The sequence below is a fragment of the Nocardia sp. NBC_00511 genome (assembly GCF_045161165.1).
Lineage (GTDB): Bacteria > Actinomycetota > Actinomycetes > Mycobacteriales > Mycobacteriaceae > Nocardia.
Window position 1 is genome coordinate 6,780,177 of sequence record NZ_CP107849.1, and the last position, 26,900, is coordinate 6,807,076.

A 26,900-nucleotide genomic window follows, 5' to 3' on the forward strand; every position below is an offset into this window, starting at 1 on the left:
GAGGCGGCCTACCATGGCGCCGGAATGGCTACCGCCGTCGAATATTCGAAGGAGCAGATGACCATGCTGGCCGCACGCCTACACCTGGACGCCCCGCGCCGACTGGAGCTCGAGGACATCCCGATTCCGGAGCCGGGACCCGACCACGTGCTGGTCAAGGTGGAGGCGGCGGGCGTGTGCCTGTCGGATGTGCACCTCATCGACGGGACGCTGACACCGCTGTTCCTGAAGGGCGACGTGGTGACGCTTGGCCACGAGGTCGCGGGCACCGTGCACGCGCTCGGGCCGGATGTCACCGCCGCGAAGGTGGGGGACCGGGTGCTGTTGCAGGCAGGTGAGATTCGCGGCGGCGCGACCTTCACCCGCGGCGTCGACTACGACGGCGGCTGGGCCGAATACACCCTTGCCCGGGTCGACACCCTGGTGCCGATCCCGGACGAGCTGCCCTTCGAGCAGGCCTGCTTCATCCCCGACGCGGTATCCACGCCGTGGGCGGCCATCAATGTCTCCGGTGAGGTGAAAGCCGGTGACGCCGTGGGCGTCTGGGGCGTCGGCGGATTGGGTGCGCACGGTGTGCAGCTGCTGCGCCTGGTCGGCGCCGCGCCCATCATCGCGGTGGACCCGCTGCCCGCCGCCCGCGAGCGCGCCCTCGAATTCGGCGCGGACTTCGCCTTCGACCCCGCCGATCCGGACCTGCGCGCCAAGGTGTTCGCCGCCAGCGGCACCGGCCTGAGCGCGGCCTTCGACTTCGCCGGTGTGGCCGCGGTGCGCGAACAGGCGGTGACCTGCCTGGCCCCGCACGGCCGCCTGGTGCTGGTCGGCCTGACCGACAAGCCCATCACCATCACCCACGGCACCGCCTTCAGCTTCTTCCAGCAGCAGCTGCGCGGCCACTACGGTTCCGGCCCCGAGCACGTCACCCAGCTGGTGAAGCTGCAGCGCCTCGGCCGGGTCGACTTCACCCGCTCGGTGAGCGCCGTGCTGCCGCTGGCCGACGCCGCCAAGGCAGTACACGCCCTGGAAGCCAAGGAGGGCAACCCGATTCGGCTGGTGCTGAAGCCCTGATCGACGTACGAAAAGGCCCCGCGATCCTGTTGATCGCGGGGGCTTTTCGCGCTTTTCAGGCCAGGCGGCGCTGGAAGACGTTGGTGGAACCGCCGTTCGCCAGGTCGACGGTGAAGACACCGAGGTCCGCCGAGGACGAGGTCAGGTCCAGGACCATGAAGCCGAGGTCCGAGAAGGATTGGTAGAGGGCCTCGTTGGGGGTGTGGCGGCCGGAGGTGGCGGGTTCGTCGTGGACGGACTTGGCGGCCGCGCCGGAGATGATCTGGCGGGTGCCCTTCGAGGCCGCGTCGGGTTCGAGCACCTGCAGCGAGTGGTCGTGGCCCGACAGCAGGAACTGGCAGCGGCCCAGCACATGCGCCTCGAAGAAGTCCTTCACGTGGCGGCCGTCGATGGGTTCGATGGACAGGCCCTCATATTCACCGGCGTTGCCGTGCGGGCCGTTGTTCACGTACGGGTGGTGGGTGCAGGCGATCTTCCACTTGGCGGGGGACTCGTCGATGGCGCGGTCCAGCCAGGCGGCCTGCTCGGTCATGAACTGGCCGTCGGCCGCCCAGTAGGGGGCGAACAGCGGCGGGAGGTAGGCGGCGATGGGATTGAGGTCCAGCACGAAGAATTCGACGATCGGCTGCTCCTGCGGAATCCGCACCGAGTAATAGCGAGACGGCATGAACCAGCGGGCCGAACGGGCGTGGTAGGCCACCTCGTGATCGCCGCGCAGCAGCCAGCCGCCGTCGCCGGGCAGGATCGAACTGTTGTCGTGATTGCCCTGCACCATCAGCCAGGGGAAGTCGAGATCGTGGTTGGGGTCCTCGAACTTCGCGCTGAACTGGGCGTCGTCGTCCGACCACGGGCCCTGCTCGTAGACATTGTCGCCCAGGCCGAGGGCGAAGGAGAACGGTTGGCGCGCATGCTGTTCCCGCATGGCGTCGGCGACCTGCCACTGCGGGCGCGCGCCGGTGCCCGCGTCACCGGTGACCAGTACCCGCAGTCGATCCGAGTCCGGCAGCGGCAGTTTCACGACGGCCGGGGCAGCGCCGGGATCGGCGGCGGCGGGTGCGGCGGTCGCCGCCAGCCCGGCGAGACTCGCTGCGGTGGCAGCGCTGGTCAGAAAGCCACGGCGATCGAGATTCATGGTTAACCTTTACCATCCTTGTGGATACCATCTGACAGTCGTAGGGGGACGCTGCAATGACGACACTGGCCTCAGGGCCGTTCCTGGACTGGGAACAGCTGACCGGCCAGTCCAAGCTCGTCGTCGACCTGATCAGCTTCCCGATCTTCAGCGCCATCGCGGGGTGGCTCACCAACTGGACCGGCGTGCTCATGCTGTTCTGGCCGGTTTACTTCCGCGGCTTCCGGATTCCGGGGCTGGACCTCCTCTACCCGTACTTCCCGCGCCGGGTGCAGGTGCTGCCCACCTTCTCCGGCGACGGGCGGCGACTAGGGTTCCAGGGCTTCATTCCGGCCCGCGCGGAGAAGATGGCCAGCATCTGCGTGGACGTGGCCATCATGCGGATCGGCAGTCCCAAGGACTTCATCGCCGAGCTCGATATCGAGGGCATCGCCGATTACATCGCCGAGGTCGGGCGCAAACAGGTGCCGTCCATGGTCGACGAGATCATGAACCAGGAGAACCCGGACCTGTGGGGCGCGGTGCCCCGCAGCGTGCGCAACGCGCTGTATCAGCGCATCGAACGCGAACTGCCGACGTTGGCGCGCACCGCGTTCGAGCAGCTCGGTGACAATGTCGATCAGCTCATCGACATCAAGGCCTTCGTGATCCGGTATCTGCGCGACAACCCGGAGATCCTCAAGGATCTGACCACCACCATCGCCGCGCCGGAACTGAAGTTCATGGTGCGCATCGGCCTGCTGGGCGCGCCCTTCGGTCTGCTGCTGGCCCTGTATATGGAGGTGCACCGCGGGATTCCGGTGATCGGCTGGATCCCGAGCTGGCTGGTGATCCTGTCCGCGGCGGCCGCGATCGGCGTGACGGTCAACGTGATCGCCGTGAAGATGGTGTTCGAGCCCGGCGACCCGCAGCCCTGGTACCGCTACCTGTGGAAGCAGGCGCTGCTGGCCAAGCGGCAGCCGGAGGCGGCCGGCGACCTCGCGCATCTGCTCGCCTACCAGGTGCTGACGCTGCCGAACCTGGCACACGAACTGCTGGAGGGTCCCAATGGCGACAAGACCCGGCAGCTGCTGGAACGCTTGATCGCCAAGGAGATTCACCGGCAGCTGGGTCCGACCCACAGCGTGGTGCGGACGGTCTTCGGCAAGCGGCAGTTCGACAATCTGAAGATCGGCGCGGCCACCGCGGCGGCCGCGCTGGCACCGAGCCTGACCGAGGATCCGGAATTCGCGGCGGCACAGGCCAAGAAGATCGACGAGTTCGCGGCCCGCAAGCTGCAGCAGCTCACACCCGGCGAATTCATGGAGATGTTCTACGCGTCCGTCGAGCAGGATGCCTGGCTGCTGTATCTGCACGGGGCGGCGCTGGGGCTGATGGTCGGCGCGGTGCATCTGCTGCTCTTCGGCTGGTAGCGGCCCCTTTTCGGGTTGTGCAGGGCAGGCCGTCAAAATACAAGCACGCATGCTTGCATTTTTCGGGCGGCACTGCGATGCTGACCCGGTGGCCGATCTCGAGGCATTGCTCGCCGACTTCACCGCCGAATGCGCCGACCTGGATCGACTGGTCGCCGACCTCGATCCGGCCGACTGGCACCGGGACACCCCCGCGGCCGGCTGGACCATCGCCCATCAGATCGGGCACCTGACCTGGACCGACCGCGTCTCCGTGGTCGCCGCCACCGACACCGCGGCCTTCGACGCGCTGGTACAGGCCGCGCTGCCCCGGGTGCTCACCTTCGTGGACGAGGCCGCCGAGGAAGAGGCGAAAATCCCTGCGCCGCAACTGCTCGCCGACTGGCGGCGGGACCGGATCGCCCTGGTCGAGGCGCTGCGCGCGGTGCCCGCGGGGACCAAGCTGCCCTGGTTCGGCCCGCCCATGAGCCCGGCCTCGATGGTGACCGCACGACTGATGGAGACCTGGGCGCACGGGCAGGACGTGGCCGACACCCTGGGCATCACACGCGAACCGAGCGCCCGCTTGCGGCACATTGCTCACATCGGTGTCCGCACCCGCAATTTTGCGTACCTGACCCACGAAAAGACCCCGCCCGCAGCGGAATTCCGCATCGAACTGACCGCACCCGACGGAGCGGTCTGGACCTGGGGACCCGAGGACGCCGAGCAGCGCGTCACCGGTCCGGCCCTGGACTTCTGCCTGCTCGTCACGCAGCGGCGGCACATCGACGATCTCGGACTGACCGTGCTGGGCACGGACGCGCGCGAATGGCTCACGCTGGCACAGGCTTTCGCCGGACCGCCCGGAAACGGCCGAACGGCGGGTCAGTTCGCCTGACCCGCCGTCGATCCCGGCCTCCGACCAGAAACCCCAATTCCCACTGGGACCGTGTCTCCCGGACGAAGCCGGGAGAGGAGCGAGCGAGCGCCAGCCTGGGTGCGCCGTGCCTGGTGCCGCCCGGACGCCGTTGGCCGGAGGTTCTTCGATGGCAGTCGAGTTGGCGCTCGCCGCTACATGCGTTTTACCCAGCCATGGGCCGGTGAAAACCTTTTGATTTCCGGCTGTTCCGGACTGTGATCCTGATCTCAATGGTGTGCCGTGTTACCAGACGCCAACACCTCCCCCGTAACCTGGACGAGCGTACGACTTTCAAAGGTGCGGGTCGTCGACGCCGTCAAAGGCGTAGGGGGTCAGGGGAGAGGGAAAGGAACGCACCGTCATGTCGCATCAACTCGCGACGCAGGCTGCCCGGTCGACCCGGCACACGGCCCAGGTGTTCCGCTACAGCGCCATCGTCATCGCCGGCATGGCCAGCATCGGCTTGACCGTCGCCGCCGGTTCGTACATCACCAACGAAATGGCGCTACAGCCGGGCAAACTCACCGCGGCCGCACCCGCCACCCATCCGCAGCTCGACCGATTCGGTGACACCGCGATCGCGCCGCAGGCCGATCAGACCACACCCGGCACCGTCGGACTGGCCGCGTTCTTCGGCGGACAGTCGGCGGAATCGCCTGCGCTGTACCGGATTCCGGCCACCACCCCGGGACCCAGCACCGCGACCGCCGCCGAAGCGCCGCAGCCGCTGGCCGGGCAACTGCGACTGGGCAACACCTACGTCGGCGCGCAATTGGTTCCGGCACACCGGGATTCGCTGACCTTCACCGTCGACACCAATGTGTTCGCGGCGCTCGCGGACGTGCTGCTGCACACCCCGCTGGGCGAGCAGCTCGGGATCGCCTCCGATCCGTCGGCCAACACCCGGCTGCGCACGGACGTGGACACCCACGGGAACGTCACGGTGACGTTCGACGATCCGAGCATCGGCACGTACGACGTACAGATCGCCCGGCAGCCGGTGAACACCCCGGACATCACCGCCACTGTGTGAGACTTCCGGGTGTGTACGACTACTGCGTGATCGGCGGCGGCATCGTCGGGGTGGCCACCGCGCATCGCATTCTCGAGCGGCATCCGGGCGCGCGCCTGGTGCTGCTGGAGAAGGCGGATGCGCTGGGCACCCATCAGACCGGACACAACAGCGGCGTCATCCACTCCGGCATCTACTACGAACCCGGCAGCCTGAAGGCGCGGCTGTGCGTGCGCGGCGCGGAGCTGACCAAGGAATTCGCGGCGGCACAGGGCATTCCGTTCCAGGTGTGCGGCAAGCTGCTGGTCGCGGTCGACGCCGCGGAGCAGGCGCGGATGCTGGCGCTCTACGAGCGGTCGGTGACCAACGGCGTCGAGGTGGAACTGCTCGACGCGGCCGAGCTGACCCGGCGCGAACCGCGGGTGACCGGGGTCGGCGCGTTGTTCGTGCCGGGCACCGGCATCATCAACTACGGCCGGGTCACCCGGGCACTGGCCGAGGGGGTGCGGGCGGCCGGGGGTGAGATCGTGCTCGGGGCCGAGGTCGCCGCCATCGATGAAACCGACTCGGCGGTAACAGTTTCCGGGCCGAGCGGTAGTTGGCGTGCCCGGCGGCTGGTGGTGTGCGGCGGACTCCAGGCCGATCGGCTGGCACGCCTGGCCGGGCTGCGGATCGAACTGCGGATCGTGCCGTTCCGCGGTGAGTACTACCGGCTGCCGCCCGCGCGCGCGAATCTGGTGAGCACGCTGATCTATCCGATCCCGGATCCCGAATTGCCTTTCCTCGGTGTGCATTTGAGCCCCACCATCGACGGCGAGCTGACCGTCGGACCCAATGCGGTGCTGGGCCTGGCGCGCGAGGGATATCGCAAGGGCAGCGTGAACCTGCGCGATGCCCGGGACATCTTGGGATTCCGCGGATTTCACCGAGTCGCCGCGGCGAATGTGAGGACGGGACTGCGCGAGATGCGCAATTCGGTGTTCAAACGCGGGTACCTCGCCGAGTGCCGCCGCTACTGCCCAGCGCTGACCGCCGCCGATCTGCTGCCGCGCGAGGCCGGGATCCGCGCGCAGGCGGTGTTGCGCGACGGGACGCTGGTCCACGATTTTCTGCTGGAGCGCACCCCGCGCTCGGTGCACGTGCTCAACGCGCCGTCCCCGGCGGCGACCTCGGCGCTGCCCATCGCCGAGCACATCGTGAGCCAATTGGACGAGTTCATTCAATAAATAGGATTGCTGTAGTACTTTTAATGGCAGCCGTGGGACAGGGAGCAGCCTATGGGCCATTTCAAGTATGCGAGTGACGTCGGTGCGCCGGTGGAGGTCGCGTTCACATACACGGACAACCATCAGTTCGTGCCGGACTGGGCGTTCGGGGTAGTGGCTTTCGAGCCGATCGGCGATTCCGATCACGGCGCGGGAGCCGTCTTCGCCGCGACCCTCAGGGTCGGGTTCTGGCATCCCACGGTCGAGTGTGAGATCACCGAGTACCGCCGCAACGCGGTCATCGAGTACACACTGCGCCGACGCCGGACGGGGAAGCCGGCGTCGGCGGGCTCCGAACTGTGCGTGATTACGCTGCGGTTCGATCCGCTCGGCTACGGCCGCGCGGTGCTGACCTCCGAAACCGACTACCGGACTCCGCCCGGACTCACCGGCAAGCTGTGGTCCAAGCTGCTGCATGCCATCGTGCAGGCCACGGTCGGACGGACCGAGTCGCAATTACGTAGGGAGATAGAGGAATTCCACGGCACCGATCTTGTCGGCCGGATCGCGTAGGGTAGGCCGCATGATCATCGTGAGCACGGACGGATCATGCCTGCGCAACCCGGGCGGGGCGATCGGCTGGGCTTGGGTCAATCACGCCGGCGGCTCCGGCAGCGGCGGTGCGCCCTCGGGCACCAACCAGATCGCGGAATTACGCGCCCTACTCGAGGCGGTCCGGGCCCACCAGAGCTCCGAACCCCTGCTCATCGAGAGCGATTCGCTCTACGCCATCAAGTGCGCCTCCGAATGGATCAACGGCTGGCGCGCCAAGGGCTGGAAGACCTCCTCGGGTGGTCCGGTCAAGAACCTCGAACTGATCCAGCAGATCGACCGCGCCATCACCGGCCGACCCGGCCCGGTCCGGTTCCGCTGGGTGCGCGGCCACGTCGGCAACTACTTCAACGAGCAGGCGGACGCGCTGTGCGGGCAGGCCGCCCGCAAGGTCGCCGCCTCGGGCATCGCCACCGACTCCGATGACGCCCCCGAACCGTTCGACCCCATCACCGAACCGCTGCCGGTGACCGAGCCGAAGACCGAACCGCTGCCGGTCACCGCCCCGGCCGAACAGGGTGAACGCGTCGCCGCCGAGTACGTCGGCACCGCGACCGCGCACTCCGTGCCGCCGACCCCGCGCCGGCGAGGGGTGGCCGCGAAAGCCGCTGCGCCGGACGCACTCACGCTGTTCTGACCGTACAGCCGCACCAACGACGGAGCCCGCCCCCGGATCACCGGAGGCGGGCTCTGTTCAACTGTGCTCAGTTGGCGGGCTTGGGCGCGGTCGGAGCGGCGGGCGCGGGCGCACCGCTCGGCGCGGGCTGACCCGACGGCTGCGCCGGAGCCGACGACTGTCCGCTCTGCGGCGCACCGCCACCGGCACCCGGGATCAGCGGGTTGTCGTCACCGGCGGTGATCAGCTGGAAGTCCGACACCAGCCACTTGCCGTCCTTCTTCTCCAGCTCGGCGGCCGTCGGGGCGGTGAGCACCAGCGGCTGCGGACGCATGTCGTTGGACGAGGTCTGGCTCAGGCCGACCAGCACCGTCGCCTTGTCCTTGTCGCCGGACTCCCACGCGCAGCGGACCACGTTGAGCGTCGACTTGGCATGCGCCTGCGCGAGCACGGCCTTGAGATCGTTGGAGACCGGATCGAAGGTGTCCTTGAACTTTCCGGTGATCAGCGCCTGCACCCGGGGCACGTAGCTGTCGAGGTTCTTGTCATCGTAGGCCGAGACCTGCTTGACGAACTCGCACGCGGCCTTGGCGGCGGCATCGTGATCGGCCTGATCGTCGGTCTTGTTGTGCGACTGCCACCAGAACGCTCCGGCCGCCGCGATCGCCGCGACCAGCACCACACCGACGGCGATCAGCGCGACCAGCGGCACGGCCACCGCGGCCAGCAGACCCGACTTCGGCTTCGGCTCACCGAAGGTCGGGACCGGGGGCACGGAAGCGGCTGCGGCCTGCGGGGTTTCGACGGCGGCCGGCACGGCCGCGTCTTCCGGCACCAGGGCTTCCGGCGCCACGGCCTTCGCCGCTGGCGTCTCGGCCGCGGTGTCCTTGCTCAGCTCCGGTGTCGACGCCGCCTCGGCGCTGCCCTGGGCATCGGCCTCGGCGATCGAATCGTCTTCGGTTTTCTTGTCCTGGGCAGCGTCATCCGACATGTATCGATCACTCTCCCGGTGCGCTGCGGACGCACCGTCTAGGTTTCGTCAGCGAGTATGCCCGCTCCACGGATGGGAGCGGTGCACTCACTTGACCGGCGGCAGGGTCCGCGCGTTCGGGTCCGCCCCCGCGGGCGCCAACGCGCCGTTGTCGGGCACATCCGGCCTCGGGGCATTGCCCGAACCGCGAATCTGCTGGTCCGCCGGTGGATTCTGGCAGTAGCCGCCCCACGTCGGGAAGGTGTTCTCGGTCGCGACGTCCGGGCGGACCTTCTTGGTGATGTAGTCACAGAAGGGCCGGGGCCAGATGTCGACGATGGTGTAGAACTCGCCGTCGTGCGCGGGCACACCCATAGCGGAGGAGCCGACCACCAGTGCGGGGAACAGCGCCCTCAGTGCCGGGGTGCGCAGCTGCGCGGCCTTGGTGATGGCCGCGAAGTTGGTGGCCAGACTGGTCATCGGGTCGGCGGTCTTGTCCAGTACCGCCCCGAGGGCCTTCATCTCGCCGGGCGCCTGATCCAGGATCTTCTGGAGTTCGGCATTCGCGTCGTTGAACTGATTGAACAACACACCCGAGTTACGAGTCAGCGTACCCAGATCCGGCTGCGCCATCGAGGTGGTGCCGTTGATGGTCTGCAGATTCTTGAGCAGGTTGGTGGTCTGCGGCAGCAGATTGTCCAGACCGGTGGTGGCCAGGCTGATCGCGTCGATCATCGAGCGCAGCTGGTCCGGGCCACCCGAGAGCGCGGTGTCGAGCTCGTTGAGGATGGTGCTGAACTTGTCCGGATCGACCTGTGCGATCAGGGCGCTGGCATTGTCGAGCACCGACCACACCGGTGTCGGCGTCTTCACCTTGGCCGCGTCGAACTGGATCACCGAACCGTTGTGGAGATACGGCGCCACCTCGGTATTGGGCCGGAAATCCATGTACTGCTCGCCCGCGCCGGAGAGCGCGCCCACCGACACCACGGTGTCGGTCGGGATCGAGTACTTCTTGTCGATCTCCGCGGTGGCCGCGATGGCCGCGCCGTCGTTGATCAGCTTGATGTCGGTGACCTTGCCGATGCGGTAGCCGCGCAGGGTCACGTCGTTACCCGCCTGCAAACCGCCGGAACGATCGATATTCACTGTCACCCGGTAGGTTTCGCGCAGCGGTTTGACCCGCATCACGCTGATCGCCAGGTAGGTCGCGCCCAGCAGCAGGATCGCCACCAGCGCGGTATTCGACAGCAGGTTCTTGTGCCGTGTCACCCAGCTCATCTGTGTCCCCCGTTGATCCGGCCGTAGATGATCTGCAGCACCTGGATCAGGCTGCTCCCGAAGTCGTTGAGGTCCTTGACATCCGGGAACTTGCTGTTGGCCGGGTCGGTGAGCAAGCCGATATCGAGCATGGTGGCGGTCGCGGCGACCGCCAGGGTGTCGCCCTTGAAGGAGGCGTCGGCCTTGGGCCGAATGTCGTGCAGCGCGTCCATCGCCGGGCCGAGGGTCTGATCGGTGCGTGCCAGCGCGTTCATCAACTGACTCACATTGTCGAGCAGGCTGCTCAACGAGTCGGAGGTGGTGTCGGCGTAATCACCCAGGGCCGCACTGGTTGTCGAGATCTTGGCGAGCAGGTCGCCGAGCGCCTGGTTGTTCTCCGAGATGGCGCCGATCATGCCGGGCAGGGTGTTGGCGACCTGTCCGAGCTGATCGTGGTTGGCCTGAATGGTGTCGGCCAGCGCGCTGAAGCCCGCGAGCGTGCTGTCGATGCGCGCGCTGTTGGTGTTCAAACTGGTCATCACACTGGTCAATTGCTTGATCATGCCGCCGAGTTGGTCGCCGCGGCCGCCGACGATGGAGTCCATCTCGGAGGTCAGCTTGGACAGGTTGGCGATGCCGCCGCCGTTGAACAGCAACGAGATCGACATCAGCAGCTCTTCGACGGTGGCGCCCGCCGAGGTGTCGGTGAGGGTGTCACCGTTCTTCAGGACCTGCACGCCCGGTGTGGATTTCGGCTTGGACACCGCCACGAAGACGTCGCCCAGCGGGGTGGCCTGGCGCAGTTCGGCGGTGCTGCCGACGGGCAGGTCGATGTCCTTGCGGATGGCCAGGTCGACATTGGCCTTGTAATCCTTCGTGGTGATCTTGGTGACCACCCCGACATCCGAACCACCGATCTTGACCTTGGCCTGATCGGGCAGGTTCAGCGCGTTGTCGAAGGTCGCGTGAATGGTGTAGGTCGGTTGTCCGGCACCGGGTTTCGGCAGCGGCAGGTCATCCACCGTCAGGCCGCAGCCCGACGCGGCGAGCGCGGTGGCCGACACCGCGAGGGTGACGATGGCGCGGCGGGCGCGCACCCCGGTCCGTAGGTCCCGCAGTAGGCGATTGCTCATTTGGTCATCCCCAGCATCGCCGCCATCAGACCGAAGTCGGGTCCGAAATCTTCCATCTTCCCGGTGCGGCAGCCGTCCGATTTCATCTGGATGCGCTCACAGAACACGCTGACGAGTTCTCCGGAGAGCGCGGTGCCGATCAGGCCGTGCAGGCGAATGAACTGACCCTGCCGGTTGACCGAGCGGTCCAGGTTCTGCATGAGCAGCGGTGCCACGTCGACGATCTCGGTCACGCCGGCCGCGTTGGCGCGCAGCTGGTTGGTGACATTGGTGAGACCGGTCAGCGTGCCGTTGAGCTGATCGGAGTACTGCGAGAACGCGCCGGAGGTGTTGGCCAGGAACGAGTTCAGCTGATCGAGGGTGGCCTGCAGGCCGGGAGCCTGATCGGCCAGCAGGCCGGTCATCTGAGTGATCTTGTTGCTGAACCCCCGCACCGAGTCGTCGTTGTCGGCGAGCATGGTGGTGAGCTCGTTGAGCTTGATGATGATGGTGGAGATGGCGTCCTTGTTGTCGACGCCGGTCTTCAACGCGCCCGAGAGCGCGTTGAGCACATCGCGCATCTTCTCGCCGTTGCCGTTCATCATCGGGTACAGCACTCGGCCCGAGAGCGGGCCGATGCCGTCCTGTCCCGCTTGCGGTTTCAGCGCGGCGGCGAAGGTGTCGATGGTCTTGATCATGGTGTCCAGCTCGACCGGGGTCTTGGTCTGCTGGGTGGTCAGGTGCGCGCCGTCGGGCAGCGCGTCGCCGCCGGTGTAGCGCGGGGTGAGCTCGATGTGCCGGTCGGTGACGATCGACGGCGAGATGAGCGCGGCCTGAACGTTCTTCGGGATCTTGACGCTCTTGTCCACGGTCATGTGGACCTCGACGTACTCGCCCTTCGGAATGATCTTGTCGACCCGGCCCACATCCAGCCCGAGCACGGTGATCGGGTTGCCCTCGAACATGCCGGCGATATTGAGGAAGTCCGCGGTGAAATGCTGGGTCTGACCCGCCGCGTCCTTCACCCCGATCGGCACGATCGAGCAGGAGCCGATGGCGAAGGCGGTGGCGCCGAGCATGGCGGCCTTGGCAATTCGCCCGAGCATCCGCTTGTTCTGCACTGGGACAGTCACTTTCATGGGTGGCACCCCTCGTTCACCTGGGCGAAGCACAACCAGTTGTCCGGGAACAGCCACGGCAGGGCGACCTCGCCGTAGTTGCCGTTGCCGAACGCGTTGTTGAACTGGCGAATAGCCGGCGGCATGATCGACAGCAGCCGATCCAGATTGTCCTTGTTCTTCTGCAGGCCGTCGGCCATGGTGTTGAGCTGCTGCAGGGTCGGACCGAACTGGTCGTTGTTCTGCGCGCCGATCTGCTGCAGCTGCCCGGTGAGCGTGGCGATATTGTCCAGCAGCGTCTTGAGCAGGTTCTGCCGCTGCATCACCTTGTCGGCGATGGACTGACCCTGGGTGATCACCAGCAGCAGACTGTTGCGGTTGTCACCGAGGATCCGGGTGACCCGGTCCAGATCCTTGAGCAGCGAATCGACCTGATCCTTGCGGTTGTTCATGGTCTTGGCCAGCGCGCCGATCGCGTCGAGCGCCTGCACCGTCAGCTGTGGGGTGTCGCCCATCTGCTGGTTGATCAGATTGAGCGAATCCGAGAGCTTCTTGGTGTCGAGGTCCTCGAACTTGGGCGTGCCCTCCTGGACCACGTCGGCCAGGTTGTAGGGAACCACGGTGTTGGACTTGGGAATCCGATTGCCCTTGAGGCCGGAACCGTCGCCGGGCGTCAGGTCGACGTAGCGGGCACCCAGCAGGGTGGCCATCTTGATCGAGGCCTTGGCGTCGGGGCCGAGCTTCAGCGAGTTCTTCACATTGAGGGTGATCAGCACGTGATCGCCCTCCAGCTCGGCGCCGGAGACGGTGCCGACGGAGACGCCCGAGACCGCCACCTTGTCACCGGTCTTGATGCCTGCGCTCTGCACGAACTCGGCCTTGATGCTCTGCTGACCGATGCCCACCTGCTTGTAGAGGGTGGAACCCAGCAGCAGGCCCAGGATCACCACCACACCGGCGATGCCCAGCCAGAAGTTGCGATTGCCGTTGAAACGGGACTTCAGTGTCGAAATCATGGACGGCACACCGCCGAATGTGAGTTGCCGCCGATCTGTGAGAACAGGCCGCGCGGGAAGAGGATGCCGTACAGCGAGACGTCGAGGCTGCACAGATAGGCATTTGCGTAGGCGCCGTTCTGGGTGAACTTGCCGACGTCGGACAGGATGCCCGGCAGGTCGACCGCCGCCTGGTCGAGCTTGGCGCCGTTGGCCAGCAACAGCGACAGCGCGTCGTGGGTCGAGTTCTGCGCCAGCACCAGCTTGGGCTGGATCGAACCGAACATGCCCACCAGAGAGGTGGTGGCGGCGGCGATCTGCACCGTCGAGGCCTGCAGCGACTGCCCCTGCGAGTAGAGCCCGCCGATCAGGGCGCGGGTCTGGGTCACCAGGGTCTCGAGCTCGTCACCACGCTTGGCCAGACCCGACATCACCGCCGACAGGTTGGTGATGACATCCGAGAGGATGCCGTCGCGGCGCTCGAAGTCGGTGGCCACCGAGGCGGCCTGGGTGATGAAGGCGCTCAACGAGACTCCGTCACCCTGCAGTGCCTGGATGAAGGTCTCGGAGAGATTGTTGACCTGCTCGGGCTGCAGCACCTGGAACAGCGGCTGGAAACCGTTGAGCAGCGCGGAGATGTCGAACGACGGCTCGGTGCGCTCGATCGGAATCGCGCCGTTGTTCTTCAGCGCCACATGGTCACCGGTCTTGGGCTTGCCCGTGACCGGCGGGGCCAGCGCGATGTAGCGCTGACCGATCAGGTTCTGGTAGCGGACAAGGGCTTTGGTGTCACCGAACACGGTCTGATCCCGCTGCACGATGAAGGTCACCTGGGCCTGGTTCTTCTTGTCCAGATCGATCTTCTCGACCTTGCCCACCCGGACGCCCGCCATGCGGACGTCGTCGCCCTCGCGCAGGCCCAGCACATCGCTGAACACCGCGGTGTAGCTGTTGGTGGCACCCGACACCGTGCGCGCCAGCGTGTTCCAGATGACCGCGGTCACCAGGATCGACACCAGGGCGAAGATCGTGAAGCCGATCAGCGGTTTGCGAACGCTCATCGGCCGGCCTCACTTCCGGACACGTGCAAGGTTCCGCTCCTCAAAATCGGTGCCAGCAGCAGGTATTCGGCCGCGGTCGGACGCCGGCCGAGCAGCGCGGTGACGGCGTCGTCGCCGGTGAAGGCGATGTCACCGCCGGTCGGCACCGTCGCCGGCTGGTTGGCCGGAGCGGGCTGGTTCGCCGGGGCCGGAGTGGTGGCCGGGGCGGGCGCCGGTGGGAACAGGTTGGGGAACATGCCCTGCAGCGGGGTACCGGCCAGCGGGTCGGTGCCCGGCGCAGCGGTGGCCGGGGTGTCGGAGGTGGGGGTCGGCACCGCGGTCAGGCCCGGGATGAGCGGGAAACCGGCGGGCGGCGGCGTGATCGGCAGACCCTTCGCCGCGTCGATCGCCCTGGGCTTCATGGCATCCGGCAGCGTGCCCGGATCCGAGACCAGCGGCGCGGTGCCACAGCTGGGGGCGGCCAGATCGCCGTAGCGCGGGCAGTCGTCACGGGTGTACGGCTTGTACGGCGTGAACGTGATGCCCATGTTCCAGATCATCTGGTTCTGCGGACCCCAGTGGAACGCGGAGCCCAGCTTGCGAACCGAGTCGTTCAGGTTCGAGATCGCCTGCGGGATCGCGTCCGGGTTGTCCGACAGCGCACCGAACAGGGCGCCGGTGCCGGTGGTCAGTTCCTTACCGGTGTTGGGGTTGCGGGCGAACAGACCGTTGACCTTGTCGATGGTGCCGGAGGCGTCCGACAGCAGCGCCGTCAGCTCGGCCCGGCGATCGGAGATGGTCTGCGCGGTCTTGACCGAATCCTTCAGCACGTCCATCAGTTCCGGTGCGGACTGATTGAGCGCGTGCAGAGAAGAGGAGAAGTCGCCGAGGAAGACCGAGACGTCCGGAATCGAGCCGCGCACCTCCTGCAGCCAGTGATCCACCCGCTCCACCGTGGAACCGGGCATGCGGCCGCTGCCGTCGAGCGCGTAGGACAGCGTGCCCAGCACCCGGCCCAGCTGCATCGGGTCGATCTTGGTGAAGATATTGCGGACCGTGGTGAGGGTGTCCTGCAGGGCGATGGTGCCCTCCGAGGTGTCCTCGGTGATCGTCGAACCCTCCTTCAGGTGCACGGAATCCGGTCCGTTGTAGACGAGTTCGACCGAGGTGACGGCGAACAGGTTGGACGGGACCACCCGCGCGGTGACATTGGCCGGGATCCCGTTGGAGAACTCCGGCTTCATGTCCATGTGCACTTCTTGCAGCTCGCCCTTGGCGGCCACCGACACATCCTTGACCGCGCCGACCAGCACACCGCGGAACTTCACGTCGGCATTGGCCGGCAGACCGTCACCGGTGGTGGTGAGATTCGCTGTGACGTGGATCTTTTCGACGAAGGCGCCCTTGTACCGCGCCGCCAGGAAACCCAGGATGATGGCGAAGACGACGAGGCCCGCGAGACCGGCGATGAGCAACTGCCGCATCGTCGGTCCGCGCCCGCTCGGATCGATGATCATGCTGTGCGCCCCCTATCCCGAGATCCGGATGCCGGGGTCGATGCCCCAGATCGCCAAGGTCATGAACAGGTCCGCGAAAACGACGGCGATGATGCACAGCTTGATGGCACGACCGGCCGCCACACCCACGCCCTCCGGGCCGCCCGAGGCGAAAAACCCGTAGTAGCACTGGATGAAGGTGCTGATCGCGACGAAGATGATCGCCTTCAGCAGTGAGTACAGCACATCGTGCGGGACCAGGAATTGATAGAAGTAGTGCTGGAAGGTTCCGGTCGCGGTGCCGCCCACCAGGGTCACGGTCAGCGAGCAGGAGATGTAGGCCAGCGGCAGCGCGATGCAGTACAGCGGCACGATCGCGATCATGGCCGCGATCATCCGGGTGCTGACCAGGTACGGAAGCGGCCGAATGGCAACCGATTCCAGCGCGTCGATCTCCTCGGAGATGCGCATGGCGCCCAGCTGCGCGGTGAACCGGCAGCCCGCCTGCGCGGCGAAGGCGACGGTGGCCAGCAGCGGACCCAGCTCACGGGTGGTGGCGAAGGCGGAGATGGCGCCGGTCAGCGGGCTCAGGCCCAGCAGGTTCAGCGAGGTGTAGCCCTGGATGGCGACGGTCATGCCGCCGAACGCCGACAGGATCAGCACCACGCCGATGGTGCCGCCACCGACCACGAGATTGCCGTTGCCCCAGGTGACGTCGGACAGCAGCCGCCAGACCTCTTTGGGGTAGTGCTTGAACGCCATCGGCATCGAGCCGATCGAGCGCAGGAAGAAGAAGACCTGGTGGCCGATGCGCGCCAGCCAGTCGCGCGGCGAGTTCGCCGCGCCCTTGATCCGTTGGAGTGGCCGCAGCAGCGGCGGAACATACGTTGCTGACACGGCTCAGACCATCTGTGGGGGGAAGAAGGAATTGTAGAGTTGCGTGACAATGAGATTGACGCCGAAGAGCATGACGGCCGACATCACCACCGCGGTGTTCACCGCGTTCGCGACACCACCCGGACCGCCCTTGGCGTTGAGCCCGGCGTCGCACGCGATGACCGCGGCCAGCAACCCGAAGATCAGCGACTTCAGCAGCGCCACCACGAGATCCAGGGTGATGGCGAAGGACGAGAAGGTCCCGATGTAGGAGCCGGGGGTGCCGTTCTGGGCGAAGATATTGAAGATGTAGCCGGTCAGGAAGCCGACGAAAACCACGAAGCCGCACAGCAATACCGACACCAGCATGGCCGCGCCGAGACGCGGGGCCACCAGGCGGCGCATCGGATCGACGCCCATCACCTTCATGGCGTCGATCTCCTCGCGGATGGTGCGGGAGCCGAGGTCGGCACAGATGGCCGAACCGACCGCGCCGGCGATCATCAGCGAGGTGACCAGTGGCGCGCCCTGCTGAATGATGCCCAGGCCGTTGGCCGCACCGATGAACGATGTCGCACCGACCTGTCCGGCGACCGAGCCGACCTGGATCGAGACGATGACGCCGATCGGGATGGCGACCAGCAACGTGGGTGCGGCAGCGACATTCGCCATGAAGGCGCACTGCCTGATGAACTCACGGTAGGGGAAGCGGCGGCGAAAGATCGCGATGAAAAGCTCGGCTACCGCGGACACGCCCATGGACATCATGCGGCCGCCGGTTTCCAGCGACCGTTTCGGATGATCCTGCCAGTACGCCTTGGCCCAATCCACGGCTTCATTGATCCGTGTAGCGGGTGGACTCCCCTCGCCCCCCGGGCTCTTGGTCAACTGCACTGACTACCCCTCTCGACGCCGAAGTTACCCGCCTCCAGCGACTGTTTGCTTGACGCACCTTACTACGGAGTTAGGAAAAACACATCACCGATTGTGGTTCCGGTCATAGACCCGGATCACTTTCGCTGAATCGCCGTGAACAGCCACATCAGGGTTGGTTTACGTCACAAAGAAGCTGGCAGATATCTAGAACTTGTTCTAGTTTTCGAGTAACTCCAAGAGTGTGAACACCGAGCTGGTAACAATTTGTAGGACCAAATTTATCGGAATTCGATAGCTAATGCGTATTGTTCCGATAACTCCATCCAACTAGGTAACCGCCGAGAACCCCGGCAGGACACGGCTCGGCAACACGTGGCAGTACAACCGGCAGCCGGGCCCGAATACTGACAGGATGAGTAACCGCAGGTTGAGATTCGTGCGGCTTCCGACGTCTGGAGGGACATGATCAGCAAACTCGCCGGGGCGGTTGGCGCCTTCGCCTTCGCCCTGAGCACCGCTCTGGTGGGGGCCGGAGCCGCGCACGCCGATGCCGCACCGGCCGTCATCGGTGGCGGTTCCGGAATCATCATCGATGACCAGTTCGAATGCACCGTCACCACCGTCGGACACGACGGCGCGGGGCGCCTCGTCGGCCTGACCGCGGGACACTGCGGTGACGCGGGCGCCAAGGTCTACGCCGAAAAGGACCGGGGCGCAGGGCAGATCGGCCAGTTCGTCTATTCCAACCATGACCTCGACTACGCGGTCATCCAGTTCGATCCCGCCCGGATCATCCCGGTCAACCGGATCGGCAACCTCGCCATCACCGGCATCGGCGGCCCGCCCGGATTCCCGATGGTCGTCTGCAAGGAGGGCCGGACCACCGGCAACACCTGCGGCATCTCCTGGGGCGACGTCTTCGACACCAGCCAGGAGACCTGGAGCCAAATGTGTGTGGTGGAAGGCGATTCCGGCGCGCCGGTGGTCGTCGGCACCACCCTGGTCGGCATGGTCAACGCCTACCTGGCGGTGGCCTGCTTCGGACCCGAGGTCGGCACCAACATGAGCTCGATCATGGCGGATATCAACGGCCGCGGCAGCGTCGGCTCGGGGTACCTGCCGATCTGATCGGCGATGAGTACCACGAAAGACACTGCGCTGAGCGGTTATAGAGGTGGCGAGCGGGGCGGTGATCCGGAAGGGTCACCGCCCCGCTCGTGTTCACCACGGCGGTCAGAGAGTACTGACGCAGACCACGAAGCGGCGCTCGGAGTATTCGAAGCCCTGATCGCTGCCCGGGCAGTCGTCGACGCTGCTGGTGTTCTGCAGGATCGAATCGACCCGGATGCCCTCGATGGCGTTGGTGGTGGTGCAGGGGATCCGGCGCGGATCGTCGTGGCCCAGCTCCAGGCAGTCGCCGATCACCCAGTCGATGGTCAGGCACAGCGCGCCGGTCTCCACGCCGTTCAGGGTCTCGTAGTAGGCCTGGTCGGAGTCCTTGCCGCACTGCGCGTTTCGCGGCGCCTTGCCGGTCACCTTGTAATTGGACTGCTGGCTGCCGCAGACCGCCGCGTCGATGGTGGCGTCGTCGTTGGTGCCGCCGAGGTTGACGCAGTCGCCGATGCTGGCCTGGAAATCGGTGTTGCCACCCTTGTCCGCGCGGGTGGTGGGCGGCGCGCCCGGGGTCGGTTTGCCGGACGGGGTCGGCTTGCCCGACGGGTGACCGGGCGCCTTGGTGGTGGTCGGGAGAATATTGTCGCCCGGCGCGGCGACGGGGTTACCACTGATGGTGGAGCCGCAACCCGCGAGCAGCAGGACGGTGGCGGAGACCGCGGGCAGGGCGATCCGGGCGAAGGGCTGCTGACGCAACACGGGCGATCCTATATTTCAGATATGGCGAGCTTCGGCTATCGCGCCCATGCATACACCACGGGCGAGTGGTGTATCGAACCGAGCCGACCGACCATTTCGTATACCGGCACATGAGCGTCGACATCGGACCGGTTGGTTCCAGCGGGCCGCGCCCGCCCCGGGCGGTACTGCCGCACGCCCTGGCCGCCGGCTTCGATCTGGACCGCTACCTGGACTGGCGACGCCGCCGCGACGGCGATCCCTTCCGGGTCCGGTTCCCGGGCTTCGGTGGCGCGGTGTTCACCGGGACCGCGGCCGGGGCCCGCGAATTCTTCCGCGCACCACCCGAACTGCTGCGGCCGCCGCTGCCCAACCCGATCGAACCCATGGTCGGGCCCGCCTCGCTGATCCTGGCCCGGGGCGAGCGGCATCGTCGCGAACGCGCCCTGCTCGCGCCCGCCATGCACCGCACTCGAATCAGCGCCTACGCCACCGTGATCCGCGACGCCACCCGAGCCGAGATCGACGGCGAGCGGACCGGGACGCCCTGGCGGCCGGGCGGGCGCATCGACGCCCGGGCGGCGGCGCGGGCGATGACGCTGCGGGTGATCCTGGCCGCCGTGTTCGGGATCGAGGATCGCGAACGGCTCGCCGAATTCACCGCCGCCACAACGGCATTCCTGGAATCCTTCGGCACCTCGCTGTTCCTGGTCCCGGTGCTGCGCCGCCGGGCGTTCGGGCTGACCGGATGGGAACGGTTCGAGGCCGCCCGGGAACGGCTCGACGCGCTGATCGACACCGAGGTCCGGCGGCGACGGGCGAGCGGCGACAAGCGCGACGACACCGATCTGCTGGGGCTGATGCTGGAAAGCCGGTACGAGGACGGCAGCGCCATCGACGACACCGAACTGCGGGAGCAGTTGCGCACGCTGCTGGTCGCGGGGCACGAGACCACCGCGACGGCGCTGGTCTGGGCCCTGTTCCGGCTGCATCGCACACCGGCGACGCTGGCCCGGCTGCGGACCGAAACCGCCGGTGCCGGAAGCGATCTCGAACCGTCCGAAGTGGTGGAACTGCCCTATCTGGACGCGGTGTGCAAGGAGACGCTGCGGCTGCACCCGCCGGTGCCGATCGTATTGCGCAGGCTCACCGGTGATTTCGCATTGCGCGGGGTGGCGCTGACGGCCGGTGACACCATGGGGCTGTCGCTGCGGCTGCTGCACACCGATCCGGCGGTGTTCCCGGACCCGCTGCGGTTCCATCCCGACCGGTTTGTCGAACATCGGTACAGCCCCTTCGAATACGCGCCCTTCGGCGGCGGGCACCGGCGCTGCATCGGATCCGCGCTCGCCGACTACGAACTGCGCATCGTGCTGGCAACCATCGTGGACACGGTGCGAATGCGACTCTCGCCGCGCTTCGCCGCCGGACCGCCGCCGCGGACGGTGCCGCACACCATCGCGGTGGGCCCGCGCGCGGCGCTCACCTTCGAAATCGATTGACCGGGAAGCAACCTCCGTGATTTGCCTCACAACGATGTTTCGGTTCGCCGGGACTCGACCTACGGTCGCCTCGGTGTCACTTTTGGGGAATCGCCGGTGCCATCGGCGCATTCGCGCCACGCGAGCAACCTCCATACCGCCCTGTGACTCAGAGCACACCAAGGAGTCGGTATGCATAACTGGCAGAACCCAATTGGCTTGCGGGACATCGCACGGTAGTAATGGACACGGGGTTGGGACCTGTCGCGGGCGAACGTGTGCTCGCACTCTGCGTGTGAACGAGGATCGAGAGGACCGAGCTGTGCGCCATACCCGGAATCGGAAGACGGGACTGATCGCCCTCGCCGCCATCGCGGCGACCGCAGCAGTGGCGGCGGCACCGGCATCAGCGACCCCGCTATGGCCGGGCGGCCCGGAAGTTCCGGGCGTGCCCTCCGCCGTCATGCCGCAGCCCGATCCCGGCTCGCTGCCCACCGATCCGTACGCCAAGTCGCCGATCCCGCCCGCGAACTTCGCGGCCCCGAACATCAGCCCCGGCGACGGGGACGTGGTCGGCGTGGCCATGCCGGTCATCATCAACTTCAAGGATCCGGTCGGCGACCACGCCGCCGCCGAGAAGTCGATCCGCATCACCTCCACCAACAAGGTGAGCGGCCACTTCTACTGGATGGGCGACAAGCAGGTCCGCTGGCGGCCCGAGGACTTCTGGCCCGCCAACTCCAACATCACCGTCGAGGGCGGCGGCACCAAGGTCGCCTACACCATCGGTGACGAGTTCATCGCGACCGCCGACGACGCCACCAAGCAGATCACCGTCACCCACAACGGTGAGGTCGTGCGCACCATGCCCACCTCCATGGGCAAGAAGGACCACGAGACCCCCAACGGGACCTACATCATCAGCGAGAAGAACCGCAAGATGATCATGGATTCCTCGACCTACGGCGTGCCGGTCACCGACCCGCAGGGCTACAAGCTCGAGGTCGAGTACGCCACCCGGATGTCCAACAGCGGCATCTTCGTGCACGCCGCGCCGTGGAGCCTGGCGCAGCAGGGCTACTCCGACACCTCGCACGGGTGCCTCAACGTGTCCACCGAGGACGCGAAGTGGTTCCAGGAGAACGTGAAGAAGGGTGACCCGGTGATCGTGAAGAACACCAACGGCGGCACCTTCTCGACGGGCGACGGCTGGGGCGACTGGAACTGATCTACTCTTGATCTCGAATGCCCCGCTCTGACGAGCGGGGCATTCGTCGTTGAAGGGATGGAAAGCCCAACGCAACAACTGATTTCGTGACCTTCGGGGTAACTCCAGGGGTACGTCCAAAATTGGTTCGGTCCCAAACCGCAAGGCCGCGTGCAGATCTGCGAACGGCTCTTTGCCGTGCGCAAAAGGTCCGGGGAGGCGGTACGAGCCGTACTATTCGGCAATGTCCGCGTCAACCGAGGGTGTGACGGGTGAACAGTCGGCGACACCTGTCGGTCGACAGTTCAAGATCATGGCACCCCTGCGTAACCGGCTATTTGCTCGCAACCGTCAGGCTGCGCGGGTGCAATCGTGGCCCGAGCGAGTATTACCGCAGCCCCCCGGGAGGGGATGGCGCGGCCGACCCTGGCGAGACTACGCACTGTTCGTGGTGCTGGTCGCGCCGAACCTGATTCTGCTGGGGCTGTTCGTCTATCGGCCGCTGATCGACAACGTGCGACTGTCGTTCACCGACTGGAACATCTCCGCTACCTCGCTCAACTGGGTCGGGTTCGAGAACTACACCGAGTGGTTCGGGCGCAAGGATTCATGGCAAATCGTCGGCAATACCGTGGTTTTCACGGTCGCCGCCGTGATCGGCAGCATGGTGCTCGGGCTGGCGCTCGCGCTGCTGCTCGATCGGAAGCTGCTCGGGCGCAATGTGGTCCGCTCGGCCATCTTCGCGCCGTACGTCATCTCCGGCGCGGCCATCGGCGTCGGCTTCCAGTTCATCTTCGATCCGGGCTTCGGACTGATCCCGGACCTGTTGCACAAGCTGGGGATCCAGTCACCCGACTTCGCGCAGCAGCCGCACTGGGCGCTGTTCATGATCACGGTGACCTACATCTGGAAGAACCTCGGCTACAGCTTCGTCATCTATCTGGCCGCGCTGCAAGGCGTTCGAGCCGATCTGATGGAGGCCGCCGAGATCGACGGGGCGAGCCGGTGGACCACCTTCACCCGGGTGCTGCTGCCGCAGCTGCGGCCCACCACCTTCTTCCTGTCGATCACGGTGCTGCTCAACTCACTTCAGGTCTTCGACCTGATCAACGTGATGACCCGCGGCGGGCCGGTCGGCACCGGCACCACCACCATGGTCTATCAGGTCTATCGCGAATCCTGGGTCAATCAGCGGGCCGGATACGGGGCGGCGGTCGCCACCATCATGTTCCTGGTGCTGCTGATCGTGACGCTGGTGCAGGTGCGGATCATGGACCGGAGCGAACGATGAAGCGGTTGAACAACAACGGCGAACTGTGGTCCAAGGTGTTCGGCTACGCCGCCATGGTGTGCGTGCTGATCATCGTCGGCGTCCCGCTGTTCTGGATCCTGACCACGTCGTTCAAGGCGCACGCCGACGTGTACACCCAGCCGGTCACCTACTGGCCCAAGACCTGGCATCCCTCCAACTACAAGGACGCCACCACCACGCTGCCGTTCTGGCAGTTCCTGCGGAACTCGATCATCGTCACCGGCATCGTGTCCGCGGTGAAGTTCGTGCTCGGCGTGCTCAGCGCCTACGGGCTGGTGTTCCTGCGCTTCCCCGGCAAGAACATCCTGTTCCTGGTGATCATCGCGGCGCTCATGGTGCCCAACCAGATCACCATCATCTCCAACTACGCGCTGATCGCCCAGCTGGGCTGGCGAAACACCTTCCAGGGCATCATCGTTCCGCTCTGCGGCGTCGCCTTCGGCACCTTCCTGATGCGCAACCACTTCCTGTCGCTGCCCGGCGAGATCATCGAGGCGGCGCGGATGGACGGCGCGGGCTGGTGGCGGCTGCTGACCCGGGTGGTGCTGCCCATGTCCGGGCCCACCATGGTCGCCTTCGCGGTGGTCACGCTCGTCAACGAGTGGAACGAATACCTGTGGCCGTTCCTGATGGCCGACGACGCGCGGGTCGCCACCCTGCCCGTCGGCCTCACCCTGCTGCAGAACACCGAGAACCCCAGCGTCACCAACTGGGGACCGGTGATGGCGGGGGTCATCCTCACCATGCTGCCGATCCTCATCGTCTTCCTGCTGCTCCAGCGTCAAATGATCAAGGGCCTCACCAGTGGTGCGGTCAAGGGATAAGTCCCAGAAGGAGATTCCCGTGTCGGATTCCCGTTTTCCCGCTCTTTCACGACGGGGTTTCCTCGGCCTGGCCGGTACGGCCGCGGCCGGTGTCGCGCTGACCGCGTGCGCCGGTACCGGCGGCAACAGCGGCACCCAGGGCGGTGACTCGAAGACCATCAACTTCTGGTCCAACCACCCCGGCACCTCCAAGGACCAGGAGACGGAGCTCATCAACCGTTTCCAGGCCAAGTACCCGGACCTGAAGGTCAACCTGGTCGACGCGGGCAAGAACTACGAGGAGGTGGCCACCAAGTTCAACGCGGCCCTCTCCGGCGGCGACCTGCCCGACGTGGTCATCCTGTCGGACGTGTGGTGGTTCAACTACGCGCTCAACGGCACCATCGAACCGCTCGACAGCCACTTCTCGGCGGCCAACGTGAACGTGTCCGACTATGTGGACACCTTCGTCGGCGACTACAAGTTCAACGGCAAGACCTGGGCGCTGCCCTACTCGCGCTCCACCCAGATCTTCTACTACAACAAGGACGTCTGGGCGAAAGCCGGTCTGCCCGACCGCACCCCGGAGAGCTGGACCGAATTCGACGAGTGGGCGCCCAAGATCCAGAGCGTGCTCGGCGGCGACAAGTGGGCGCACGGCTGGGGCGACGCCAAGAACTACCTGGCCTGGACCTTCCAGGGCCCGACCTGGACCTTCGGCGGCGGCTACTCCGACGAGTGGAAGCTGCGCTTCAACGACCCGCAGACCATCGCGGCGGGCAACTACCTGCGCGACTCCATGAACTCCAAGAAGTACGCCAGCATCCGGCCGCAGTACGCCGTCGACTTCGGCAACGGCATCATCGCCTCCGCCATCGGCTCCACCGGCGACCTCAAGTCCATCAACCAGAACGCCTCGGGCAAGGTGCAATACGGCACCGGCTTCCTGCCGCACCCGAATGGACTGGCGGGCTGCACCACCGGTGGCGCGGGCCTGGCGATCCCGTCGCGCATCAGCGACGCCCGCAAGGAGAACGCGCTGAAGTTCATCGACTTCATCACCAATACCGCCAACACCGCGTACTTCTCGCAGGCCACCGGCTACATCCCGGTCCGCAAGTCGGCGCAGCAGGACCCCAGCATGCTGGACTTCCTGGCCAAGAACCCCAACTTCAAGACCGCCATCGACCAGCTGCCGCTGACCAAGCCGCAGAACTACGCGCGCGTCTTCGTGCCCGGCGGCGACCAGATCATCGGCACCGGGCTCGAGCAGATCGGCCTGCAGAACCGCGACGTGCCAGCGGCTTTCGGTGACATCACCAACCAGTTGCAGACCATCATCGACCGGCAGATCACCCCCAAGCTGCCCAAGTAACCACCACCCGCGATCCGTCTCGAGGAGTTCCGCCGCATGGCGACAGTGCAGTTCGAGGGCGTGACCCTCACCTATCCGGGCGCGCCCGCGCCCGCGGTGCGAGACCTGAACCTGGACATCGCCGACGGCGAATTCCTGGTCCTGGTCGGGCCTTCGGGCTGCGGCAAATCCACCAGCCTGCGCATGCTGGCGGGACTCGAGGCGGTGAGCGGCGGGCAGATTCGGATCGGCGGCCTGGACGTCACCGGGCTGCCGCCGCGCTCCCGCGACGTGGCCATGGTGTTCCAGAGCTACGCGCTCTACCCGAACATGACCGTGGCCGACAATATGGGCTTCGCGCTGCGCAATGCCGGAATGAGCAAGGCCGACACCAGGACCCGCGTCCTGGAGGCGGCCGCCATGCTCGAACTCGAGGAGCTGCTCGACCGCAAGCCCGCGCGGCTGTCCGGCGGGCAGCGCCAGCGCGTCGCCATGGGCCGCGCCATCGTGCGACGGCCGCAGGTGTTCTGCATGGACGAACCGCTGTCCAACCTGGACGCCAAACTGCGGGTCAGCACCCGCTCCCAGATCGCCGCGCTGCAAAAGCGTTTGGGGACCACCACCGTCTACGTCACCCACGACCAGGTCGAGGCCATGACCATGGGGCATCGGGTGGCGGTGATGAAAGACGGTGAGCTGCAACAGGTCGCCGCGCCGCGCGAGCTCTACGACAATCCGGTCAACACCTTCGTGGCCGGATTCATCGGCTCACCCGGGATGAACCTGCTCACCGCGCCGGTGCGCGACGGGCAGGCCGTGATCGACGAACTGCGAATCCCGCTGCCGCGCACCGCCACCGGCAAGGACGTCATCGTCGGCATTCGGCCGGAATCCTGGGAGGTCACCACCGACGCGAGCAATGCGCTCGCCGTCGAGGTGGAACTGCTCGAGGAACTCGGCTCGGAATCCTTCCTCTACTCGCACGGCATCGCCGACGAATGGTCCAGCCGCTCCGGGCGAGTGGTGGCGCGGGTGGACCGGCGCTTCCAGGTCGCCCTGGGCGACCGGCTCCACCTCACCCCCAAACCCGACGAGCTGTTCTTCTTCGACGCCGAAACCGAAGAACGCCTGACGGTCTGACGGCTGCCGCTGCCGCCCACCGGAATTCGGGCGGGCAGCAGCGGAATCGCGCGT

General features: G+C 66.4%; 25 protein-coding genes. 14 read left to right on the plus strand and 11 right to left on the minus strand.

What is annotated here, in order from left to right; translation table 11 throughout:
* The first annotated feature begins 24 nt into the window (after positions 1-24).
* The gene (locus OG300_RS31665; protein WP_405487306.1) at positions 25-1,065 is read left to right on the plus strand and encodes a zinc-binding dehydrogenase; all 1,041 of its coding nucleotides are present in this window, start codon (positions 25-27) and stop codon (positions 1,063-1,065) included.
* Positions 1,066-1,120: 55 nt separating this feature from the next.
* Here OG300_RS31665 and OG300_RS31670 read toward each other — a convergent pair whose 3' ends face one another.
* A complete protein-coding gene (locus OG300_RS31670) occupies positions 1,121-2,197 on the minus strand; it encodes a metallophosphoesterase (protein ID WP_405487308.1) in 1,077 nt (358 codons plus the stop codon).
* A 56-nt stretch (positions 2,198-2,253) separates the two neighbouring features.
* On the opposite strand from OG300_RS31670, the gene OG300_RS31675 reads away from it, so the two are divergent.
* From OG300_RS31675 to OG300_RS31700, 6 genes are all read left to right on the plus strand, one after another.
* Positions 2,254-3,609, plus strand: coding sequence for a hypothetical protein (locus tag OG300_RS31675; protein ID WP_405487310.1), 1,356 nt, complete (start codon positions 2,254-2,256; stop codon positions 3,607-3,609).
* An 88-nt stretch (positions 3,610-3,697) separates the two neighbouring features.
* Positions 3,698-4,489 (plus strand): TIGR03084 family metal-binding protein, encoded by a 792-nt coding sequence (locus OG300_RS31680; protein WP_405487312.1) that lies wholly within the window; start codon positions 3,698-3,700, stop codon positions 4,487-4,489.
* A 382-nt stretch (positions 4,490-4,871) separates the two neighbouring features.
* The gene (locus OG300_RS31685) at positions 4,872-5,543 is read left to right on the plus strand and encodes a hypothetical protein (protein ID WP_405487314.1); all 672 of its coding nucleotides are present in this window, start codon (positions 4,872-4,874) and stop codon (positions 5,541-5,543) included.
* Between the two features lie 11 nt (positions 5,544-5,554).
* Entirely contained in the window at positions 5,555-6,748 is a 1,194-nt protein-coding gene (lhgO, locus tag OG300_RS31690; protein WP_405487316.1) for an L-2-hydroxyglutarate oxidase, read from the plus strand.
* Positions 6,749-6,799: 51 nt separating this feature from the next.
* Positions 6,800-7,300, plus strand: coding sequence for an SRPBCC family protein (locus OG300_RS31695; protein WP_405487318.1), 501 nt, complete (start codon positions 6,800-6,802; stop codon positions 7,298-7,300).
* 10 nt (positions 7,301-7,310) lie between these two features.
* On the plus strand, positions 7,311-7,976 hold the full coding sequence (locus OG300_RS31700) for a ribonuclease H (protein WP_405487320.1): 666 nt from the start codon (positions 7,311-7,313) through the stop codon (positions 7,974-7,976).
* Positions 7,977-8,043: 67 nt separating this feature from the next.
* On the opposite strand, the gene OG300_RS31705 is transcribed toward OG300_RS31700, so the two are convergent.
* The 9 genes from OG300_RS31705 to OG300_RS31745 form a co-directional block, all read right to left on the minus strand.
* On the minus strand, positions 8,044-8,946 hold the full coding sequence (locus OG300_RS31705; RefSeq protein ID WP_405487322.1) for a hypothetical protein: 903 nt from the start codon (positions 8,944-8,946) through the stop codon (positions 8,044-8,046).
* An 87-nt stretch (positions 8,947-9,033) separates the two neighbouring features.
* On the minus strand, positions 9,034-10,206 hold the full coding sequence (locus OG300_RS31710) for an MlaD family protein (RefSeq protein WP_405487324.1): 1,173 nt from the start codon (positions 10,204-10,206) through the stop codon (positions 9,034-9,036).
* Positions 10,203-11,318 carry an MCE family protein gene (locus tag OG300_RS31715; RefSeq protein ID WP_405487326.1) on the minus strand — a complete coding sequence of 372 codons (1,116 nt, stop codon included), beginning with the start codon at positions 11,316-11,318 and terminating at the stop codon, positions 10,203-10,205. The genes OG300_RS31710 and OG300_RS31715 overlap by 4 nt, the downstream gene beginning before the upstream one ends.
* Entirely contained in the window at positions 11,315-12,436 is a 1,122-nt protein-coding gene (locus OG300_RS31720; protein WP_405487328.1) for an MCE family protein, read from the minus strand. Before OG300_RS31720 ends, OG300_RS31715 begins: the two co-directional genes overlap by 4 nt.
* Positions 12,433-13,431 carry an MCE family protein gene (locus tag OG300_RS31725; RefSeq protein WP_405487330.1) on the minus strand — a complete coding sequence of 333 codons (999 nt, stop codon included), beginning with the start codon at positions 13,429-13,431 and terminating at the stop codon, positions 12,433-12,435. The genes OG300_RS31720 and OG300_RS31725 overlap by 4 nt, the downstream gene beginning before the upstream one ends.
* Positions 13,428-14,471 (minus strand): MCE family protein, encoded by a 1,044-nt coding sequence (locus tag OG300_RS31730; RefSeq protein WP_405487332.1) that lies wholly within the window; start codon positions 14,469-14,471, stop codon positions 13,428-13,430. Before OG300_RS31730 ends, OG300_RS31725 begins: the two co-directional genes overlap by 4 nt.
* A complete protein-coding gene (locus OG300_RS31735) occupies positions 14,468-15,967 on the minus strand; it encodes an MlaD family protein (protein ID WP_405487334.1) in 1,500 nt (499 codons plus the stop codon). The genes OG300_RS31730 and OG300_RS31735 overlap by 4 nt, the downstream gene beginning before the upstream one ends.
* Positions 15,968-15,979: 12 nt before the next feature.
* Positions 15,980-16,843 carry an ABC transporter permease gene (locus OG300_RS31740; protein ID WP_405487336.1) on the minus strand — a complete coding sequence of 288 codons (864 nt, stop codon included), beginning with the start codon at positions 16,841-16,843 and terminating at the stop codon, positions 15,980-15,982.
* Positions 16,844-16,846: 3 nt separating this feature from the next.
* On the minus strand, positions 16,847-17,665 hold the full coding sequence (locus tag OG300_RS31745; protein ID WP_405498758.1) for an MlaE family ABC transporter permease: 819 nt from the start codon (positions 17,663-17,665) through the stop codon (positions 16,847-16,849).
* A gap of 495 nt (positions 17,666-18,160) precedes the next feature.
* Here OG300_RS31745 and OG300_RS31750 point away from each other — a divergent pair, with 495 nt between their 5' ends.
* Positions 18,161-18,826, plus strand: coding sequence for a serine protease (locus tag OG300_RS31750; RefSeq protein WP_405487338.1), 666 nt, complete (start codon positions 18,161-18,163; stop codon positions 18,824-18,826).
* Between the two features lie 105 nt (positions 18,827-18,931).
* Here the strand turns inward: OG300_RS31750 and OG300_RS31755 are convergent, their stop codons facing one another.
* Positions 18,932-19,570 carry a hypothetical protein gene (locus tag OG300_RS31755; RefSeq protein WP_405487340.1) on the minus strand — a complete coding sequence of 213 codons (639 nt, stop codon included), beginning with the start codon at positions 19,568-19,570 and terminating at the stop codon, positions 18,932-18,934.
* A 110-nt stretch (positions 19,571-19,680) separates the two neighbouring features.
* On the opposite strand from OG300_RS31755, the gene OG300_RS31760 reads away from it, so the two are divergent.
* The 6 genes from OG300_RS31760 to OG300_RS31785 all read left to right on the plus strand — a co-directional run bounded on the left by OG300_RS31760 (position 19,681) and on the right by OG300_RS31785 (position 26,846).
* The gene (locus tag OG300_RS31760; protein ID WP_405487342.1) at positions 19,681-21,051 is read left to right on the plus strand and encodes a cytochrome P450; all 1,371 of its coding nucleotides are present in this window, start codon (positions 19,681-19,683) and stop codon (positions 21,049-21,051) included.
* Positions 21,052-21,352: 301 nt separating this feature from the next.
* Positions 21,353-22,258 (plus strand): L,D-transpeptidase, encoded by a 906-nt coding sequence (locus OG300_RS31765; protein ID WP_405487344.1) that lies wholly within the window; start codon positions 21,353-21,355, stop codon positions 22,256-22,258.
* 343 nt (positions 22,259-22,601) lie between these two features.
* Positions 22,602-23,528 (plus strand): carbohydrate ABC transporter permease, encoded by a 927-nt coding sequence (locus OG300_RS31770; RefSeq protein ID WP_405487346.1) that lies wholly within the window; start codon positions 22,602-22,604, stop codon positions 23,526-23,528.
* A complete protein-coding gene (locus tag OG300_RS31775) occupies positions 23,525-24,373 on the plus strand; it encodes a carbohydrate ABC transporter permease (protein ID WP_405487348.1) in 849 nt (282 codons plus the stop codon). The genes OG300_RS31770 and OG300_RS31775 overlap by 4 nt, the downstream gene beginning before the upstream one ends.
* A gap of 19 nt (positions 24,374-24,392) precedes the next feature.
* Positions 24,393-25,727, plus strand: a complete 1,335-nt coding sequence (locus OG300_RS31780; protein ID WP_405487350.1) for an ABC transporter substrate-binding protein — start codon at positions 24,393-24,395, stop codon at positions 25,725-25,727.
* Between the two features lie 36 nt (positions 25,728-25,763).
* A complete protein-coding gene (locus OG300_RS31785; protein WP_405487352.1) occupies positions 25,764-26,846 on the plus strand; it encodes an ABC transporter ATP-binding protein in 1,083 nt (360 codons plus the stop codon).
* Positions 26,847-26,900: the final 54 nt, after the last annotated feature.